A 17,083-nucleotide genomic window follows, 5' to 3' on the forward strand; every position below is an offset into this window, starting at 1 on the left:
GGAATCAGGCACGTATACCATAGATGAGCTGAAATCTCGTAAAAATCAAGATCAAGTCCGAAAAGAAAAGGTTACAGGAAGAAATAAAGCGTTTAGAATTTGAACCTAACTTTTTTAAAGCACAAGGTCAAACAGAAAAAGGGAATGTGTTGGAAGAATTTCAAGCGTTGATCGTGGATCCCCATCTTACAGGGGAGGAGCAAAATGAACTGTATAGAACACTGATAGACTGTATTGAGTATAGAAGGATAGGCAAGCAGGTGAAAATTCAAATAGGTATAAATGATTGTTGGGGAAAGTGCTTGAAAATAGTGGTATCCTTTCTTTTTTCAGGTATAATAAACACTATGATACCGAAAAGAGAAGGATGATGAAATGACTGGCTCACATAGAGTTCCCAATCACTTAGCCAAGGAAAAAAGCCCCTACCTTTTACAGCACGCTGAGAATCCCGTCGACTGGTTTCCGTGGGGAGAGCAGGCGTTTGAGAAAGCCAAACGCGAGGACAAGCCGATCTTTTTGAGCATCGGCTATTCCACGTGCCATTGGTGCCATGTGATGGCGCACGAATCCTTTGAGGACGACGAGGTCGCCGAGGCGCTGAATCAGGGGTTCGTCTGCATTAAGGTAGACCGCGAGGAGCGGCCGGATATCGATGCGGTGTATATGACTGTCTGTCAGGCCATGACCGGCTCGGGCGGCTGGCCGATGACGATCCTTATGACGCCGGAACAGCGCCCGTTCTGGGCGGGCACTTATCTGCCCAAAATGTCTACGTTCCGTTCCACCGGGCTTTTGGAGCTATTGGCGTTCATCCGCGAACAGTGGAGCACGAACCGTCAGCAGCTTCTGAATGCTGGGGAAGAAATCACAAATTATCTGCGCGAGCAATCCGGTCCCTCCCTCGGATCGGCCAAGCCGGAGCTGGATTTGCTCCGCGGCGCCGTCGCTCAGCTGAGCGCTTCCTATGATTCCCGCTGGGGCGGCTTTGGCGGCGCGCCGAAATTCCCGGCGCCGCATAATCTGCTGTTCCTTTTGCGCTATTCCGTGCTGGAGCGGGAAAAATCCGCGCAGAGCATGGCGGAGTATACGCTTTCTCAAATGTTCCGCGGCGGGCTGTTCGACCATATCGGCGGCGGGTTCTCGCGCTATTCCACCGATGTGAAATGGCTGGTTCCGCATTTTGAAAAGATGCTTTACGACAATGCCCTGCTGGCATATACGTATCTGGAGGCTTACGCCGTTACCGGCAGGCCGCTTTACCGCAGCGTGGCAAAACGCACGCTCGATTATGTTCTTCGCGAGCTTACGGATGAACAGGGCGGCTTTTACTGCGGGCAGGATGCGGACAGCGACGGAGTCGAGGGCAAATATTATGTCTTTACCCCGCAGGAAGTACAGGGAGTTCTGGGGAAAGAAGACGGCGAGCTGTTCTGCAGCCGCTTTGGCGTAACCGAAGCGGGAAATTTTGAAGGGAAGAGCATTCCGAATCTGCTGGACTTTTCTGCCTATGACGAAGAGGACCCGCATATTGCGCAGTTGTGCCAAAGGCTGTATGAGTACCGGCTGGAGCGTACCCGCCTGCACCGCGACGATAAGGTGCTGACCTCCTGGAACGCGCTGATGATCGCCGCGCTGGCCAAAGCGGGGTGGCTGCTCGACGAGCCGGAGTACCTGCAGGCGGCACAGAAAGCGCAGCGTTTTCTGGAAGAAAAGCTGGTGGATGAACGCGGGCGGCTGTTGCTGCGCTGGCGTGAGGGAGAAGCGGCGAATGACGGGCAACTGGACGACTATGCCTTCTACGCTTTTTCTCTGCTGGAGCTGTACCGCTCCAGCTTTGATTGCACGTATCTTCTCCGTGCCGCGCAAATCGCGGAGCAGATTTTAGAGCTGTTTTCCGACGCGGAGCAGGGCGGCCTGTATCTTACTGCCAAAGACAGCGAGCAGCTCATCAGCAGGCCCAAGGAGGTATACGATGGTGCGATTCCCTCCGGTAATTCCGTGGCGGGAGAGGTTTTTGTACGCCTTGCTGCGCTGACGGGCGAAGAGCGCTGGCGGCAGGCCGGCGAGCGGCAAATCCGTTTTCTCACCGGATGGATCAAGGAGTACCCGGCCGGGTATGGAATGTCGCTGATCGCGCTTTCTTCGGTGCTTTATCCCTCGCAGGAGCTGGTCTGCACCGCGCAGGGAGAGGAAGCGTTTCAGGAGGTGCGCGATTTCCTGCGCCGGCATTCGCTGCCGAGCCTGACGGTTCTGCTCAAATGCGCGAAAAACGAACAGGAGCTTGCCGCGGCAGCGCCCTTCACGGTAGAATATCCGCTGCCGCAGGACGGAGTGCGGTATTACCTTTGCCAAAATGGTACCTGCGCCGCCCCCGTGCAGGAGCTGGGTGCAGTCAAGCGGCAGCTTGCCCTTTCGCAGCAGAATGACTGATCAAAAGGGAATGATTTCGTCTGAGAACAAATGAAACAGGGCAATCAGAACAAAGGCTGGCCGATTCGGCCAGCCTTTGTATTTTGAGATGCTGTGTGTTATCATAAATTCAATTGGCTGTGTCTTGTGAGGGAAATGCGGACAAACGGAGGGAATGGGAATGGATTCACGAATTCAAAAAACGATACAGAGCCTGCAAAGAAACAATATGGCCGGCTATTACGTGGAAGATGAGACGGAACTGACTGCGTTGTTAAAAAAGCTGATCCCCGAAGGGAGCAGTGTGGGCTGCGGGGACTCCGTCACTCTGGAACAGACCGGCGTGTTTGATTTTCTGCGAACGGAAAACTATGTATTTTACGATAAGCACCGCCCGGGGCTTTCCTCAGAGGAGAAACGAAGCATCTATCTGCAGAATTTCGGTGCGGATACCTTTATTACCGGTACCAATGCCATCACTCAGGATGGGAAGCTGTTTAATATCGACGGCAACGGCAGCCGCGTTGCGCCCATGCTGTACGGGCCCGAGCAGGTCATCGTGGTCGTGGGCAAAAATAAAATCACCGAAACGGTGGAGGACGCGATCCAAAGAGCGCGTCAGATCGCGGCTCCTCTGGATGCCATCCGGCTGGGCAAGCACACTCCCTGCACTAAGCTTGGGCGTTGTGTGGACTGTAAGCACGAAGAGAGAATCTGCAACGATTTTGTTTTGATCGCCAGGCAGCGCATAGCCGGGCGAATTAAGGTGATTCTGGTAAACCGGGACTGCGGGTACTGATAAAATCGGCGCTTTTTACCTGCCTTCCATGTGTTTTCAAATGCCGTTTTTCATCGGCTTGTTTGTGCTTATCCCACTAACCAATTTTTAATTTTATCTTAATTTTGTGGACAATAAACAACGATTTTTACATTTAGTTCATAATTTATCTATTGATATTCTTTAAAAATACCGTATACTTAAGATGCATCCAAGAAAAGATGCAATGGAGAAAGGAGGTAAGGCAGTGAAAAAAAAGAAGGCGGCTGTTCTCGTGTGTGTTACCGGCCAGCGTGATTGCGATCGGTTGATCCGGGTGGGAAAAAAGCTTGCCGAAGAACAGGCGCTTCCAATGCAGGTGCTGTGCGTTCAGCCGCAGTCCGCCGGGTATGGCGCGTGCAGCGAAGAACTGGAGTACCTGTATCAAACGGCGCGGGAAGCGGGCGCCGAAATGACGATTATTTTTCAGGATGACAGTGCCCTGGTTGCAGCGGGATTTATTCGCCAGATCGGTGCGGTTCATGTGGTAACCGGCATGGCAGGGTTTGCATCTACCGGATTTATTGAAGTTTTGCATAGTATAGTGCCCAGGATTCCGATTTCCATGGTTTCAAAAGAGGAAGTCGTTTATAACATGTATCCTGTCGATTATAAAAGTCAAAATAGTCAGGCCATCTCTGCGGTCTGCACATAAAAGCTGAATCAAGAACATAAGCGGTCTGCCGGGTTTCCGGCAGGCCGCATTTTTCATTGCTGAAATAAAGGAAGCTTCTTCCGCTTTTTGCGGGGAGCCGAGGCAAAAATAAAGCCCGGGAGCACGGAAATTTCTCCGTGCTCCCGGGTTTATAAAAGGGAGGAAATCGATCAGTTTGCGACAGTAAGCCGGATTGCCGATTCGGCAGCCGTAGTGGTCGCTGTGTGTAAACCCGACGCAGCCGTGGCCGTGACGGAAGTGCCTTTTGTCCAGCCATATTTTTCGATCAGCGCCTTCGTGCGGGACGTGTCGCTGATGGCGATGCCAGCTGCGTCGATACGGATTTTTCCCGTATAGTTCCCGACCAGCTTTTGCAGCTCGCTGCCCGGTGCGGGAATGACCGCACGGGTTGTGAAATTGAGCTGGAGAGAATTGCGGTAGTCGTAGTTTCCGCTGAAGCTGCCGTTATCAGCCTCGATATCCAGCCGCAGCGCATCAATCAGCTCCTGAAGCTTTTCCTGATCCGGAATCAGGATGTGCTCCTTGCTGCCGTCGTACAAATGAATGGATTCGATAAGCTCCGGTGTCAGGTAGTATAATGCGTTGCCCGAAGTTTTGTATTCCTTTGTGGTGGTCACGGCCTTAACAGCCTCGTCATAGCGGCTGTTGTCGTGCGAAATCGGGTCGGAGGAAAAATACCGTTTTAGCACAGAACCGTCCTTCATGTGGTAGGTCAGCTGCACATCCGAGTAAAAAGAAGAACTCTGAATTTTGTACGGGTATCCTTTTGCGCGGATCTCGTCGACCAGCAGAGTGTGGAGCGCAGTTACCTTTTCCACATTTTCAGCTTCTCTCACGGTCTGTGGAACCCATGCAATCTGGCTGTTACCCTTTTCATTCATAATGCTGAAGCCATTCGATGGGTAGATGTTGCCTACGTTGTTCAGACGGGTTTCCACATAGCTGATCTCTTCCGCTTTCGGGATTTTGGTATCATACCCGAATGCGCCGGTAACACAAACACCGTAAAATGCTGCAAAGGCAACCAAAAATATGCCGTAGTAGGCAAAGCTCTTTTTCAGTCCCTTAAAGCCGCGCCCATAAATGGCCTCGGCAATGATATGGGCGATGATCGATCCGACGAACAGCCCGACAAAAAAGCTGGTGGTAGAGCCGAAGGTAGAATGGAAGATCAGCGCGCCGGCCAGGCCTGCGGCGGTTGTGGCCACAAACCGGATCAGGGTTTTCGGAATCGGGAAAGCGTAGTTGCTCTCTGCGCATTCACTCTTTCTGCTGCGGTACAGGTACAGCGCAGAAACGATCATCACGACGCTGAGAATCAGCCACCAGATGAGAAACGCCACGGAAGAGAACGTATCCGCTTCCAGACTGCCGTAAATCAGCGGCAGGTAGGAGGCTACAAAGGGAGAAAGCGCCGTGTAGGGGATTGACTGAAAATCAAGGTCCATACTCATGCCGGGGATGATCATTCCGGCGGTTGCGCGCCCGAGGAGGATCATCAGCGGGTAGGTAATGTTCACAACGACAATCGAAATCACCATATCAAAGGTGGTGCCGCTGCAAACCGCCATAAAGGAGCAGAAGAAAAACGAAGCGCATGCCATCAGGAAGACCCAGCCCAAAGAGGTGAGGAAGAATCCCATAAATTCAGAAACGGCAACCTGATAAACGGCCGCAACCACAAGTGTGAGTGCGAAATTCAGCACCAGCGGAATCAGCAGTGCCACAAAGCAGCTGAGTACCCGGCCGCCCAGCAGAGCGCTGCGGCTGACCGGCAGGGAATGGAACAGGTCCACACTGCGCTTTTGGTGCATGTATTGGAACGCCAGCACCGAAAGGATCAGCACCATCAGCAGTGACAAAGAAGCGGTGCACAGCGGGAGCACGACTTTCAGCGCGTTTAAAAACCGCTGAGACATGTCGATCACGTATCCGCTTTCCATATTGGTGCGCTGGGCGTTGTTCATGGCCAGAATTTCAACCAGCGGCAGAGTCACAAAGTGAAGGCCGCAGAACAAAGCAATCAGGCCAAAACGATGACGCAGCTCCCAGAGAAACGTTTGAATCAGTTCACCGCGCAGATTATTTGAGGATGTTTTCGATGTCATAACCGGCCACCTCCATTTCACTGATAAAGACTTCCTCCAGCGTAAGGGGAAGCAGTTCGATAAACACCGGGTTCAGCGCGTTGAGCTTTTCCAGTATTTCTTCTTTCTGCCCGCGGATGACAAGGTTCAAAAGAGAACCGCGGGAATCCTGTTTGATGATATCGAGCCCCTGGAACATATCCTGTGTGGGCATCGGCTTAAAGATGGCCTGCACGCGGTGAATGCCGAGCTTCAGAGCGTCAAGCTCCTGCTCGAATACAACGCCGCCCTTGTGCATCAGGCCGACGTGGTCGCACAGATCCTCCAGCTCGCGCAGGTTGTGGCTGGCGATGACGACGCTCATGCCGCGCTCTGAAACCTCGCTCGAAACGAGCTTTTTGAGCAGTTGGCGCATCACCGGGTCAAGACCGTCGAAAATTTCATCCAGCAGCAGATAATTTGGACGAACGGAAAGGGCGTTGATCAGCGCCACCTGGCGCTGCATGCCCTTACTCATGTTGATGATGCGGGCGTTTGTGTCAAGCGGAAACAGCGAGCACAGCTCCTGGTACCGATGCGCGTCCCACGACGCGTACGTTTTGGAATAAAAATCGGCCATTTCCTTCATGTTGGACTGCTGGAAAAAGTACGGATAATCCGGAATAAAAAACAGCTTGCCCTTAACGGCGCTGTTTTCAAACGGCGCCTGACCATCCACAAGAATTTCTCCATTTTCCGGCTGGTAAATGCCCGCCAGACTGCGCAGCAAAGTGGATTTGCCTGCGCCGTTGCTGCCGACAAGCCCGAAGATGGAGCCTCCGCCGATGGTAAAAGAAATTCCGTCTAAAGCGACTGTGCTGCCGAATTTTTTTACCAGTGATTTGACTTCAATCATTGCTCAGAACCCCTCCCGTTAAAATGGTTTTCCACCCGTTGAATCATTTCCGGCTGAGTAACCCCGCATTCTGCCGCATTGACGATCGCTTCACTGAGTTTTTCCAGCGCTCTCGACTTCTGCCGCGACAAGACGGAAAGATCTGGTGAGATATAGGAACCTTTCCCCGGAACGGAGTAAATAATTCCATTTTGCTCCAATAATTGATACGCTTTTTGCACGGTGTTTGGGTTGATCCCCAGATCCTGGGCCAACGTGCGAACGGACGGCAGCTGTTCATTCGGTTCCAGAGCGCCCAAAGCAGCCATTTTTGAAATGGATTTGTTCAGTTGCTCATAAATGGGCAGCCTGCTTTTATAATCCAGCGGAAACATCCGGTTCACCTCTCTGTGTATTAATGTGTATTAATTCGATTAGTACAGTCAGAATATAACATGCGCGCTTCCTGCTGTCAAGAAGCGCGCGGTATATTTTGGGTTACAGTTCTGTAAGCTTTTAGGAATCCGCAGGCGGCTCCGGCTGTGCGGTGTTGTCCTTCTGCGTAGGTGGAATGGGACGCTTGCCCTGCTTGTCCAAATCGGAATCCGACACAAAGAGCCGGGGCAGTACGCCGGTTTTACACAGAACCTGGTACAGCACGAAAAACAGTGTCATATAGATCAGGATGCTCACCCGGCCGGCTACCAGCGCAAAATAGATCGCGGCCAGCATTGAAAGCGGGTGAATATCTATGGAAGCGGAAACGATCTTCGGCTGAATCACCTGACGAATCGTGGAAATGAGCAGCCACGCAACGATCAGAGCCACCGCGGTAAAATAGTCACCCTGTACCAGGCTGATCACGGCCAGCGGGACATAAACCGTTCCCGGGCCCAGAATCGGCAGAACGTCCGCAATACCGGCGATCAGGCTGAGCACCAGCGGGTATGGCACCCCCAGCAGGAAAAACACCAGCAGGGTTTGCAGAAAGGTGATGAGGTAAATCAGCAGGAAAGAGGCCAGCAGCTTCCCACTCATCGCCAGGCTGTGACGAGAGGCCGAGCGAATGTTGATCACCGTGGTCTGCGACAGGAAGGACGCCACATGGCGTTTGATCACAGGCATATCCTTCGCAAAAAAGTAGGTGGAAAAGATCATGACGATAAACATCGTCAGTATCGCGGGCAGAGAGGTCAGAATCCGCAGAACCGTGTTCAGAACAGAGGTGAGGATGCCGGCGCCCGTCTGCAGGAATTTGATCAGCTGTTCCTGATTCTGGCGGATAAATTCCGAATCGATCCTGTCCACATAAATCCCGAGATGCCCCATCAGCTCATTGAGCGGCCCGACGATTTTCGTTGTATCGATGGAGGAGAGCCTCACCACCAGCGTGGTGATTTCTGTTACAAGCCAGTAGCCCAGCAGAGCCATTAACCCAAACAGGATGAAGAAAGACAGCAGGGTGACGAGAATGGACGCAAACCCCGGCCTCAGGCGCAGCTTCTCTTTCAGAAAGCGCACCAGCGGCTGCAGCATCAGCGCCAGTAAGAACCCGGCTACAAATGGGAAGGTAAAGCCCAGCGTCAGAGCAAAGAGATAAAAACAGACCGTGTACCCGATGAAAAACACAAACAATGGCTTTAACCGGGTCAGTTGAAGCTTGTCAAACAGAGTGGTTCCCTCCTTTTTGGATCACCGGCTAAGGAAAAACGCAGTTTTTTCTGCAGATACTGCCGGTTCCATCTGCAGAGGAACAAATTGGCCGCGATCAGGTCAACATTCGTTTGCCTAATCATATGCGGAAAATGAAATAATGATATCATCCGTGCCGTAAGTGGCCTGAATATTTGTGTCATTTGATCGCCAGGCCGGATGATTCCATGCTCTCAGGCGCCCAAAGTCTGCTTCGGAATGCGCCGTGATTGATATCGTGAAATTATTATACTCTAAAAAGGATACCGCGTCAAAATACAATGTGCGGGAACTGGTAAATTTACCGTAAACTTTCTGTGACAATTTTCCTGCTTTTTACTATTCTTGATCTCTTTCTATGGAACTTATTCAAAAACAGGTTCTTTTCTATCAACCTCACGCCGCGGATGGTAATCAATTGCCGTTGGCTGTAGAGAGTCTTGAAACTTGAAGTGGGGGATAGTCTCGCCACTTTGAAATAAATAACTGAGTTCCTTCCGATTCTTTTAACAAATGTAAAAAAGTGCCCGGTGGAGGGCAGACAAAAAATCTGCCTTTTAATTATGACGGAAGTGGAAACAATCACATCAAAATAAGTACAGAATGTAAATACTGAGGGATAGTTCTTGACAAAAAATTTTGTGCTCGATATTATTGTATCAGGGTAAAAAATAAACCTGCAATGTAGTAATAGAAAAGAGGTGATCGAGCGTGTTGGAGAGAATCAGGAGAGTCATGTATGGACGCTACGGCGGCGACCAGTTGATGGTTGGCAGCTTGGTAGTTTATATGGTGCTCGTAACGGCTTCACGGCTGACGAATTTCTATCCGCTGACGCTGGTGGCCTATGTGATTTTCGGGTGGAGCATGTTTCGCATTCTATCCCGCAACATTCCTCGCCGCTATGCGGAAAACCAGATGTTTTTAAAGTACTGGAATAAGGTACCCGCGTGGTTCCGTTCCCAGCAGAAATATTTGCAGGATCGTAAAATATACCGCTATTTCAAATGCCCAAAATGTACGACCCGTCTTCGCGTACCGAAAGGCCGCGGCAAAATCGAAGTGACATGCCCGGTGTGCAAGGCTCAGTTTATCCGGAAATCCTAAGTGCTTCTTGGGGATTTCCGGCTTTTTTATCTCAAAAAAGAGCGGCAGGGGAATTCCCCTGCCGCTCTGCCGTTGAAAGATTGTGCAGCCGCAGCTGTATTTTGCAGCTTTATGGCCGCGCAAGTTTCGGTGGCCTGTGTTTTTTACGGAGTTCAGTCAATGACCCGGTGATAATACTCGTCCACCTTGGCCCAGTCGATCACGCGGAAAAGAGCCTCCACGTAATCCGCCCGCAGATTCTTATACGATAAATAATAGGCGTGCTCCCATACGTCGATGCCGAGAATCGGCCGCCATTCGCCCCGGGTCTCCATGATCGGGTTGTCCTGGTTCGGGCTTGCAGAGATCATCACGTCTCCGCTGGAATTTGCGGAAAGCCATGCCCAGCCGGAACCGAACTGCCCCACGGCTGCCGCCGCAAGCTTTTCCTTCATCACCTCAAAGCTGCCGAAAGTGCGGTCGATCGCCGCGGCCAGCTTCCCGCCGGGGGTGCGTGAGCCGTTCGGGGAAAGCGTATCAAAATACAGATTGTGGTTGTAATATCCGCCGCCGTTATTGCGCACCGCAGTCCGCAGGGCAGGGTCCTTCACAGTTTCAAGATGTGCCAGAATCTGCTCAATGGATTCCCCGGAAAGCTCCGGCAGACGTTCCATCGCAGCGTTCAGGTTCTTGGTGTACGTGGCGTGGTGCTTTGTGTAATGGGTCACCATGGTCAGCTCGTCGATCGTCGGTTCCAATGTGTTAAAATCATAAGAAAGCTTCACTTGCTCAAACATGAAAACACTTCCTTTCATTTTCTGTGTTAGTTCAGTATAACATACTTTTCGCTCCCGTACAAGCCCAAAAGCATTGTTCTAGCTTTTGCACCGCGCCGCCGGATATGCAGAGCAGATTGCTTTTGCGTATGATTTTTTGCCTTGCGAAAGAGGAGCGGTCATGCTACAATCGTCTCATCATGCAAGGAAAGGCAGGCCCGCAGATGGAAAAGAAAAACATGCTGGTCTTATTCGGCTCCCCGCGGCCCCACGGCGCAACCGCGCTGCTGCTGCGGACATTTTTGCAAAAGGTAGACCCCGAAGCCATTCAGGTGACGACGTTTGATGCGTACCGCGGGAACTATCATCCCTGTACCGCCTGTGGATACTGTCAGACCCACGAGGCGTGTGTGTTCCATGATCTGGACGAGTTCGACCGGGAACTGCGCGCTGCGGATTATCTGGTGATCGCGGCGCCGGTGTACCATATGAGCTTTCCCGCGCCGTGTAAGGCTGTGATGGACCGCTGGCAGCGGTATTTTGAAGCACGGTTCGCCATGGGAATCCGCCCGCCGATTGAAAAGCCGAAAACAGCCGCTTTTTTAACCGCGTACGGTTCCAGCAACCCTGAGGGAGCGCATATGATGACCCGCCAGCTCGAGCTGGCCTTTACCGTTATGAACACGAAGCTGGAGCATGTGGTGGAGTGGCCGCATACGGATCGGACCGGCACGACCGAGATTCCGCCTGAGGTAATGGAGAAGGCTCATCAGGCGGCGCTTGCTATGACGGAAAAAACGTGATAAAATAAAATATCAAAGCTATTTTTACGGGAGGCTTATTAGTATGTCAGGCCATTCAAAATGGAGTACCATTAAACGAAAGAAAGAAAAAATAGATGGTGCCAAAGCCAAGATCTTTACTAAAATCGGACGAGAGCTTGCGGTGGCGGTAAAAGAAGGCGGGGGGCCGGATCCCAGATCCAATTCCAAGCTGAAGGACTGCATCGCGAAGGCTAAGGCCGCAAACGTGCCTAACGATAATATTGAGCGCATCATTAAAAAAGCGGCGGGCGACGGCGACGGTACCAAATATGAGAGCATCGTATACGAGGGCTATGGCCCCAACGGTGTGGCGGTGATTGTAGAGGCCCTGACGGACAACCGTAACCGCACCGCAGCGGATGTACGCCACTATTTTGATAAATTCGGCGGCAATCTCGGCACCAGCGGCTGCGTTTCCTTCCTGTTTTCGCAGAAGGGCGTGCTGGTGATCGAGCGCGAAGGATTGTCGGAGGACACCGTGATGACCGATTGCCTGGAGGCCGGCGCTGCTGATTTTCAGGCGGATGACGATGTGTTCGAAATCTACACCGAGCCGGACGATTTCAGCGCTGTGCTTTCTGATCTGGAGGGCAAGGGATATGAGTTCGTGTCTGCCGAGGTAGAGATGGTTCCCACCACCTACACCGCGCTGAACGACCCCGATTCCATCACTAAGATGCAGAAGCTGCTGGATAACCTGGAGGACAACGACGACGTGCAGAACGTGTGGCACAACTGGGAGAACGCGGACGACGCGGAATAATTTTGGAAGCGATCCAGTATCCATACGGGTTTTCAGGTGATTTTACAACAGTGGAATTCGTCTGTATTGTGTAAAATAGAATTCAATTGTGATAAACAGCTTAACTGTATTGTTACATACAAACATTGCTTAAGGAGTGTTTGATATGTTGACGAAAGATGCGGTTAAGCTGTATTTATTAGAAATTTAAGATGTAATATCAGTGATTAAAACTGGTTCCGTTATAATATCATGCAGCCTTTTGAACTTACATAGGAGCTTAGCGTGAAAATTTGTAAAAATAATAGCGTTGTATTGAGCTGATAAGAGGGCTTACAGATAAACTATCTGTAAGCCCTCTATTCTTATACAGCTTTATTAAATTACGCTCTACTGCCTTTTCCTTAAACTCTGCCATATTTCGCTTGTTCGATTTCTCTTTAGGCGTAGAAAAGCATCCCTTTATTTTCAGTATATCATACTGTCTAACAATTGGAATACAGTTCAGAATGCTAGCTTTTCGGGCTTTTTTGCAAATTAGCCCAAATGGCGTTTGTGGAGATTGCCAGATCAAGTGGAAAAAAGTTTTTGAATGATTGCCCAATCCTGATCGTTGAAATGATATTCACGCCTTAGAGCATCAAGATTTTGTACCCCACTGTTTTTTTTAGGAACAGCATGCAAAATACTATTGATTTTTTTGACAGATTCAAGATCGCGAAACTCTGAGTAAGTAAACTGAATATCCTTTCCATTATTAAAGAAAAATGTATACGAAAATGTATAATATCCAATCCTGCGGACTTGATGATGATAGTAAGCACCTATTTCCACCTGAGTGACCGTATTGAGTGGATATTGATTAGATACATGATTTAGGCAATCATATTTCACAATTGAAGTATCTGTGAGTTCATAACGTGAGTAGATGCCAAAAGCACCAATTACAAAAGATAATATTAAAATAATGGCTAAAGAAGCAGAAACAAACCTCTTATACATTTTTTTATTCTTACTTAAGTCGTTTATGCTTTTAGGTTTATGCTGTTGGCCAAATAAAGGATAGATATTACGGGTTTGCTCTCCATAGATTATTCCCCTTTTCCCGAAGATTGGCCTCTTTTCTTTAAATTTCACAATCCAAAAACAGAAGCTGATACAGAAAATGGTGAGCGTAGGTATCACTAAAAAGAGAGAAGAACTGCCTGTTGCTACAGCGAAAACACGATTGTTTGTAAACGAAGTAAAATTGTGTACCCATCCAGGAATAAAAGAAAAACTAAACGATATCATGATGATAATTAAAAAAAGAAAATAATAAATCAATTTATCTAAAACGGATAGTGGAGGCATCTTGGGTTTCTTCCGTTTCGGCATATAAATCATCCTAAGTATTATTAAGAATAGAGATCGGTTTTTAATTATATCATATATTTAGTGGATAATAAATTAAGATACAAAGATAGCGATGTATTTTATTCTGTATGTTAATGATTATCTGCTCTCTATCATCGCGCCGCCAGAAGAATATCGGTACTATGGATGATTTACTCTAAGAATGAATCGCCCGTACCACTATGAGTTACCCTCAAATGTTCATGAAAGCAAAAACAGGTTGGTATTGCTAACCTGTTTTTGCTTTTGATAGGAAGAAAACATGCCGGAATCAGAATTGTAAGCGGTTTATTTGAGTGCATCGAATGCACACGGCAATATCTAACCAATCTTTCTCAGCGCAGTCCATTGCTACGCGATGGAGTGATACAGACGGTCCAGCGGCTGAAATAAAATGCGGATTAAGATAAAATTGCTGACGCCATGCAGAATATCAAAGGGAATGCCCGCAATCCACCACGCCAGAGCGGTAGGGATGCCGCCTGCCAATAGGTAAATGAGCGAAAAGAAAAGGCCGAACAGCAGGCCGAATCCTCCGCCGAACGCTGCCCATGTCCATACGCTGCGGGGCCTTTTATCCAGTAGCGTAGCGATGATCCACAGAAACGCCCAAATGTACAGGTAGCCAAACCACCAGAAATGGAACCCATAAAAAACGCCTTCCAAAAGCACAAATACATAGATAATGAAAAGAGCTTTCTTTTGAAACCAGCGCGTATAAAGCAGGATCAGCAGCGTTACCATTTCGATATTCGGCAATGGGGAAAGCGCAATCTGTAAGACAAACAGTATCGCGGTGCATACCGACAGCCGGACCAGCTCTTTGGCGGTCAAAGAATTATTTTGAAGCATTTTCAATGTTTTCAACGATGAATTGATATTGATCGCCATCTGTAACTGGCTGCTGATCTATGCCATATTGTCCATATTCCCCGTTTACATAAAGCGCCCAGTATTGATCCCCTTGACTAAAGTCCGCGGTTACTCCATTGATCGTGTAAAGCGAGAACCCGTACTGCGTTTCTTTTCCCTCAATGGATAAAACAGATTCGGCTGCTTCTTTCAAATACTCAGCATCGGTATCGACGGTGAAATTTTCGGTTTTTCCATCCTCATAAACTACCGCGATAGAAATATGCTTGCTGCCCTCTGTGGGTTTTTGGGAAAAAATCGCCCAAAGGCCCGCGAGCAGGGCTATGGCCAGTACAAAAGCTGTGATGGGAATCCAAATCCGATTGCGATTATTTTGTTTTTCCATGAAATACCCCTTTATTTGATTGATCAGTCAGATTTGCCTTTTAATACGCGCTCTGCATATCTTACGCTTTCCATGGCGTTCTTTCCATAAAAATCAGCACCGATTTGGTCAGCATACTCTTGTGTCATGACGGCTCCGCCTACCATGACGAGCGTATCCGGCTTTTTTTCTTTCAGCTGACGGATCGTCTCAGCCATGGCAGGGACGGTGGTGGTCATCAGCGCGCTGAGCCCCACCAGTTTTACCTGATTTTCAATGGCCGATTCTACGATCGTTTCCGGCGGAACATCTCTTCCAAGGTCAATCACGTGGTAGCCGTAATTTTCCATGATCGCCTTGACAATGTTTTTCCCGATATCGTGAATATCGCCTTTTACTGTGGCCAAAATCACGGCCGGGCCGATTTCATCGGAAGCCGGCAGCTTTTTCCGCACTTCTTCAAATGCCGCCTTTGCCGCTTCGGCGCTCATCAAAAGCTGCGGCAAAAAGACCGTTTTTGCTTCAAATCCCTTTCCGACGATATCCAGTGCCGGCACAATCTGCTCCTGAATCAGGGCGAGCGGCTCTGTGCTCTCCAGCTTTTCCTTTGCCAGCTCGGCCGCCTCCGCACTGAAACCGCGGAGGATGGCGCCCTGCAGTCCGTCCGGCGTTTGGGAAGAATTCTGGGCGGCAGGGGCCTTTGACACTGTCACCGTATCCGACGGAACATTCTGAGAAAAGCGGATATATTCCTGGCAATTGTCGTCCAATCCGGCCAAGGCCAGGTAACTGTGATACGCTTTTTGCATTTCGAAAGAGAAGGGATTCATGATCGCCGCACTCAGTCCCTTTACCAAAGCCATGATAAAAAATGTGCCGGTGATAAAATCCCTGTTGGGCAGACCAAAGGAAATATTAGAGATTCCCAGAGAACAGCAAACGCCCAGTCTGCCTTGAATCATTGGAATCGTGTCCAGAGTGACCTGAGCCGCCTGCTGGTCGGAAGAAATCGTCATGGCCAGAGGGTCAAAAATCAAATCGCAGGCGGCGATCCCATATTCCGCCGCTCGACGTACGATTCGCTCGGCGATTGCGAAACGTCCCTCCGCTGTTTCCGGAATTCCGGATCCATCCAGCGTCAGGCAAACGACAAAGCCCCCATATTTTTTAACGAGAGGGAAGATGGCGCTCATACTCTCGTCACTGCCGTTGACAGAGTTGATCATCGGCTTGCCGTTGTACACGCGCATCGCGCGTTCCATGGCAGTCTGGTTAGATGTGTCCAGCTGAAGCGGCAGATCGCATACGCTTTGCAGCTCTTTCACACAGGTTACCAGCATTTCCGGTTCATCAATTTCAGGAAGTCCCACGTTGACATCCAGCACCTGTGCACCCTGCTCCTGCTGCAAAATACCTTCTTTGAGAATATAGCCGATATCCTTCTGCCGCAGGGCCTCTTTAAACCGTTTTTTGCCTGTGGGATTGATTCTTTCGCCAATCATGACCGGTTTGCCGCCAAATACAACGGCATGGGTATAAGAGCTGATCACAGCGCGGTGTTTGGAAAGAATCGGAGTAACGGGCAGGCCCTTTGTCTGATCCGTCATCAGCCTGATATAAGCAGGCGTCGTTCCGCAGCACCCGCCTATGACACGGGCCCCTCCGGCTGCAATGCGGAGCATGGTTTGTGCAAATTCTTCGGCCGACACGTCAAATACCGTTTTTCCGCCTTCCGAGCGCGGCAGCCCTGCATTCGGCTTGACCAGAACAGGGACGGACGCACAGGAAATAAATCTGGGGAGGAGCTCCAGCATTTTGTCCGGCCCTAATGAGCAATTGATGCCGATGACGTCTGCACCCAAACCCTCCAGCATGGCTACCATCGCCTCCGGCGTGGTACCGCTCATCAGCTTGCCCGTTTCATCATACACGTTGCTGACGAAAACAGGCAGACTGCAGTTTTCCTTCGCGGCCAGCACAGCGGCCTTGGTTTCATAGCAGTCGTTCATGGTTTCAATCAGCACACAATCAGCACCGGCTTCTGCGCCGGCCTGTACGATTTCGGCGAACAGGGAAACGGCATCTTCAAAATCAAGGTCTCCCAGCGGGGCAAGCAGCTTGCCGAGAGGGCCAATGTCCAACGCGACGAAACGATCCGGCTGACCGAATTTCGCTTCCTCTCTGGCGGTTTTTGCGCAGTTTACGGCGGCTGAAACCACCTCTTTTACCGAAAACCGGCCTTCCTGTCCGTCGTATTTCAACCCGTTTGCGCCGAAAGTATTGGTACAAACCAGATGGCTTCCCGCTTCGTAATACTGCCGGTGCAGATCCTTTATTTTTTCAGGATGCAGCAGATTCCATGTTTCCGGCAGCTCCCCGGGCGCCAGCCCCTGCTCCTGCAAATAGGTGCCGGTTCCACCGTCCAGATAAAAAATCCCTTGATTGATACATTCCATGATATTCAT

General features: G+C 50.0%; 15 protein-coding genes. 6 read left to right on the forward strand and 9 right to left on the reverse strand.

The window, feature by feature from the left end; translation table 11 throughout:
- The first annotated feature begins 375 nt into the window (after nucleotides 1–375).
- From HMPREF1141_RS14795 to HMPREF1141_RS14805, 3 genes are all read left to right on the forward strand, one after another.
- Nucleotides 376–2,433, forward strand: a complete 2,058-nt coding sequence (locus HMPREF1141_RS14795) for a thioredoxin domain-containing protein (protein ID WP_009066068.1) — start codon at nucleotides 376–378, stop codon at nucleotides 2,431–2,433.
- Between the two features lie 160 nt (nucleotides 2,434–2,593).
- The gene (locus HMPREF1141_RS14800) at nucleotides 2,594–3,211 is read left to right on the forward strand and encodes a lactate utilization protein (protein ID WP_009065959.1); all 618 of its coding nucleotides are present in this window, start codon (nucleotides 2,594–2,596) and stop codon (nucleotides 3,209–3,211) included.
- A gap of 226 nt (nucleotides 3,212–3,437) precedes the next feature.
- Nucleotides 3,438–3,884: a hypothetical protein gene (locus HMPREF1141_RS14805; RefSeq protein WP_009066088.1), complete on the forward strand. Its 447-nt coding sequence runs from the start codon at nucleotides 3,438–3,440 to the stop codon at nucleotides 3,882–3,884.
- A gap of 170 nt (nucleotides 3,885–4,054) precedes the next feature.
- On the opposite strand, the gene HMPREF1141_RS14810 is transcribed toward HMPREF1141_RS14805, so the two are convergent.
- From HMPREF1141_RS14810 to ytvI, 4 genes are all read right to left on the reverse strand, one after another.
- A complete protein-coding gene (locus HMPREF1141_RS14810; protein ID WP_009066008.1) occupies nucleotides 4,055–6,013 on the reverse strand; it encodes an ABC transporter permease in 1,959 nt (652 codons plus the stop codon).
- Nucleotides 5,988–6,887 carry an ABC transporter ATP-binding protein gene (locus HMPREF1141_RS14815; RefSeq protein WP_009065946.1) on the reverse strand — a complete coding sequence of 300 codons (900 nt, stop codon included), beginning with the start codon at nucleotides 6,885–6,887 and terminating at the stop codon, nucleotides 5,988–5,990. Before HMPREF1141_RS14815 ends, HMPREF1141_RS14810 begins: the two co-directional genes overlap by 26 nt.
- Nucleotides 6,884–7,261, reverse strand: a complete 378-nt coding sequence (locus tag HMPREF1141_RS14820; RefSeq protein ID WP_009065913.1) for a GntR family transcriptional regulator — start codon at nucleotides 7,259–7,261, stop codon at nucleotides 6,884–6,886. The genes HMPREF1141_RS14815 and HMPREF1141_RS14820 overlap by 4 nt, the downstream gene beginning before the upstream one ends.
- 121 nt (nucleotides 7,262–7,382) lie before the next feature.
- Nucleotides 7,383–8,495 carry a sporulation integral membrane protein YtvI gene (gene ytvI, locus HMPREF1141_RS14825; protein ID WP_242824618.1) on the reverse strand — a complete coding sequence of 371 codons (1,113 nt, stop codon included), beginning with the start codon at nucleotides 8,493–8,495 and terminating at the stop codon, nucleotides 7,383–7,385.
- A 774-nt stretch (nucleotides 8,496–9,269) separates the two neighbouring features.
- On the opposite strand from ytvI, the gene HMPREF1141_RS14830 reads away from it, so the two are divergent.
- Nucleotides 9,270–9,665: a hypothetical protein gene (locus tag HMPREF1141_RS14830; RefSeq protein WP_242824614.1), complete on the forward strand. Its 396-nt coding sequence runs from the start codon at nucleotides 9,270–9,272 to the stop codon at nucleotides 9,663–9,665.
- A gap of 152 nt (nucleotides 9,666–9,817) precedes the next feature.
- Here the strand turns inward: HMPREF1141_RS14830 and HMPREF1141_RS14835 are convergent, their stop codons facing one another.
- Entirely contained in the window at nucleotides 9,818–10,441 is a 624-nt protein-coding gene (locus HMPREF1141_RS14835; RefSeq protein WP_009066086.1) for a superoxide dismutase, read from the reverse strand.
- 203 nt (nucleotides 10,442–10,644) lie between these two features.
- Between HMPREF1141_RS14835 and HMPREF1141_RS14840 the strand changes: the two genes are divergently transcribed.
- Both HMPREF1141_RS14840 and HMPREF1141_RS14845 read left to right on the forward strand, forming a co-directional pair.
- Entirely contained in the window at nucleotides 10,645–11,223 is a 579-nt protein-coding gene (locus HMPREF1141_RS14840) for a flavodoxin family protein (RefSeq protein WP_242824615.1), read from the forward strand.
- A gap of 43 nt (nucleotides 11,224–11,266) precedes the next feature.
- Nucleotides 11,267–12,007 carry a YebC/PmpR family DNA-binding transcriptional regulator gene (locus HMPREF1141_RS14845; RefSeq protein ID WP_009065920.1) on the forward strand — a complete coding sequence of 247 codons (741 nt, stop codon included), beginning with the start codon at nucleotides 11,267–11,269 and terminating at the stop codon, nucleotides 12,005–12,007.
- A gap of 549 nt (nucleotides 12,008–12,556) precedes the next feature.
- Here HMPREF1141_RS14845 and HMPREF1141_RS14850 read toward each other — a convergent pair.
- The 4 genes from HMPREF1141_RS14850 to HMPREF1141_RS14865 form a co-directional block, all read right to left on the reverse strand.
- A complete protein-coding gene (locus HMPREF1141_RS14850) occupies nucleotides 12,557–13,363 on the reverse strand; it encodes a hypothetical protein (RefSeq protein ID WP_009065985.1) in 807 nt (268 codons plus the stop codon).
- A gap of 369 nt (nucleotides 13,364–13,732) precedes the next feature.
- The gene (locus HMPREF1141_RS14855) at nucleotides 13,733–14,233 is read right to left on the reverse strand and encodes a hypothetical protein (protein ID WP_009066060.1); all 501 of its coding nucleotides are present in this window, start codon (nucleotides 14,231–14,233) and stop codon (nucleotides 13,733–13,735) included.
- On the reverse strand, nucleotides 14,220–14,639 hold the full coding sequence (locus tag HMPREF1141_RS14860) for a DUF4430 domain-containing protein (RefSeq protein ID WP_009066076.1): 420 nt from the start codon (nucleotides 14,637–14,639) through the stop codon (nucleotides 14,220–14,222). The genes HMPREF1141_RS14855 and HMPREF1141_RS14860 overlap by 14 nt, the downstream gene beginning before the upstream one ends.
- A 23-nt stretch (nucleotides 14,640–14,662) precedes the next feature.
- Nucleotides 14,663–17,083 (reverse strand): homocysteine S-methyltransferase family protein, encoded by a 2,421-nt coding sequence (locus HMPREF1141_RS14865; protein WP_009065911.1) that lies wholly within the window; start codon nucleotides 17,081–17,083, stop codon nucleotides 14,663–14,665.

Origin of the sequence: Clostridium sp. MSTE9 (genome assembly GCF_000277625.1) — a bacterium.
Taxonomy (GTDB): Bacteria; Bacillota; Clostridia; order Oscillospirales; family Acutalibacteraceae; genus Faecalispora; species Faecalispora jeddahensis.

What these genes read in the sequence shown, in the direction of transcription:
- HMPREF1141_RS14795 (WP_009066068.1), top strand. Translation starts at nt 376, where the DNA reads ATGACTGGCTCACATAGAGTTCCCAATCACTTAGCCAAGGAAAAAAGC.
- HMPREF1141_RS14800 (WP_009065959.1), top strand. Translation starts at nt 2,594, where the DNA reads ATGGATTCACGAATTCAAAAAACGATACAGAGCCTGCAAAGAAACAAT.
- HMPREF1141_RS14810 (WP_009066008.1), bottom strand. Translation starts at nt 6,013, where the DNA reads ATGACATCGAAAACATCCTCAAATAATCTGCGCGGTGAACTGATTCAA.
- HMPREF1141_RS14815 (WP_009065946.1), bottom strand. Translation starts at nt 6,887, where the DNA reads ATGATTGAAGTCAAATCACTGGTAAAAAAATTCGGCAGCACAGTCGCT.
- HMPREF1141_RS14820 (WP_009065913.1), bottom strand. Translation starts at nt 7,261, where the DNA reads ATGTTTCCGCTGGATTATAAAAGCAGGCTGCCCATTTATGAGCAACTG.
- HMPREF1141_RS14835 (WP_009066086.1), bottom strand. Translation starts at nt 10,441, where the DNA reads ATGTTTGAGCAAGTGAAGCTTTCTTATGATTTTAACACATTGGAACCG.
- HMPREF1141_RS14840 (WP_242824615.1), top strand. Translation starts at nt 10,645, where the DNA reads ATGGAAAAGAAAAACATGCTGGTCTTATTCGGCTCCCCGCGGCCCCAC.
- HMPREF1141_RS14845 (WP_009065920.1), top strand. Translation starts at nt 11,267, where the DNA reads ATGTCAGGCCATTCAAAATGGAGTACCATTAAACGAAAGAAAGAAAAA.
- HMPREF1141_RS14850 (WP_009065985.1), bottom strand. Translation starts at nt 13,363, where the DNA reads ATGCCGAAACGGAAGAAACCCAAGATGCCTCCACTATCCGTTTTAGAT.
- HMPREF1141_RS14855 (WP_009066060.1), bottom strand. Translation starts at nt 14,233, where the DNA reads ATGCTTCAAAATAATTCTTTGACCGCCAAAGAGCTGGTCCGGCTGTCG.
- HMPREF1141_RS14860 (WP_009066076.1), bottom strand. Translation starts at nt 14,639, where the DNA reads ATGGAAAAACAAAATAATCGCAATCGGATTTGGATTCCCATCACAGCT.
- HMPREF1141_RS14865 (WP_009065911.1), bottom strand. Translation starts at nt 17,083, where the DNA reads ATGAATATCATGGAATGTATCAATCAAGGGATTTTTTATCTGGACGGT.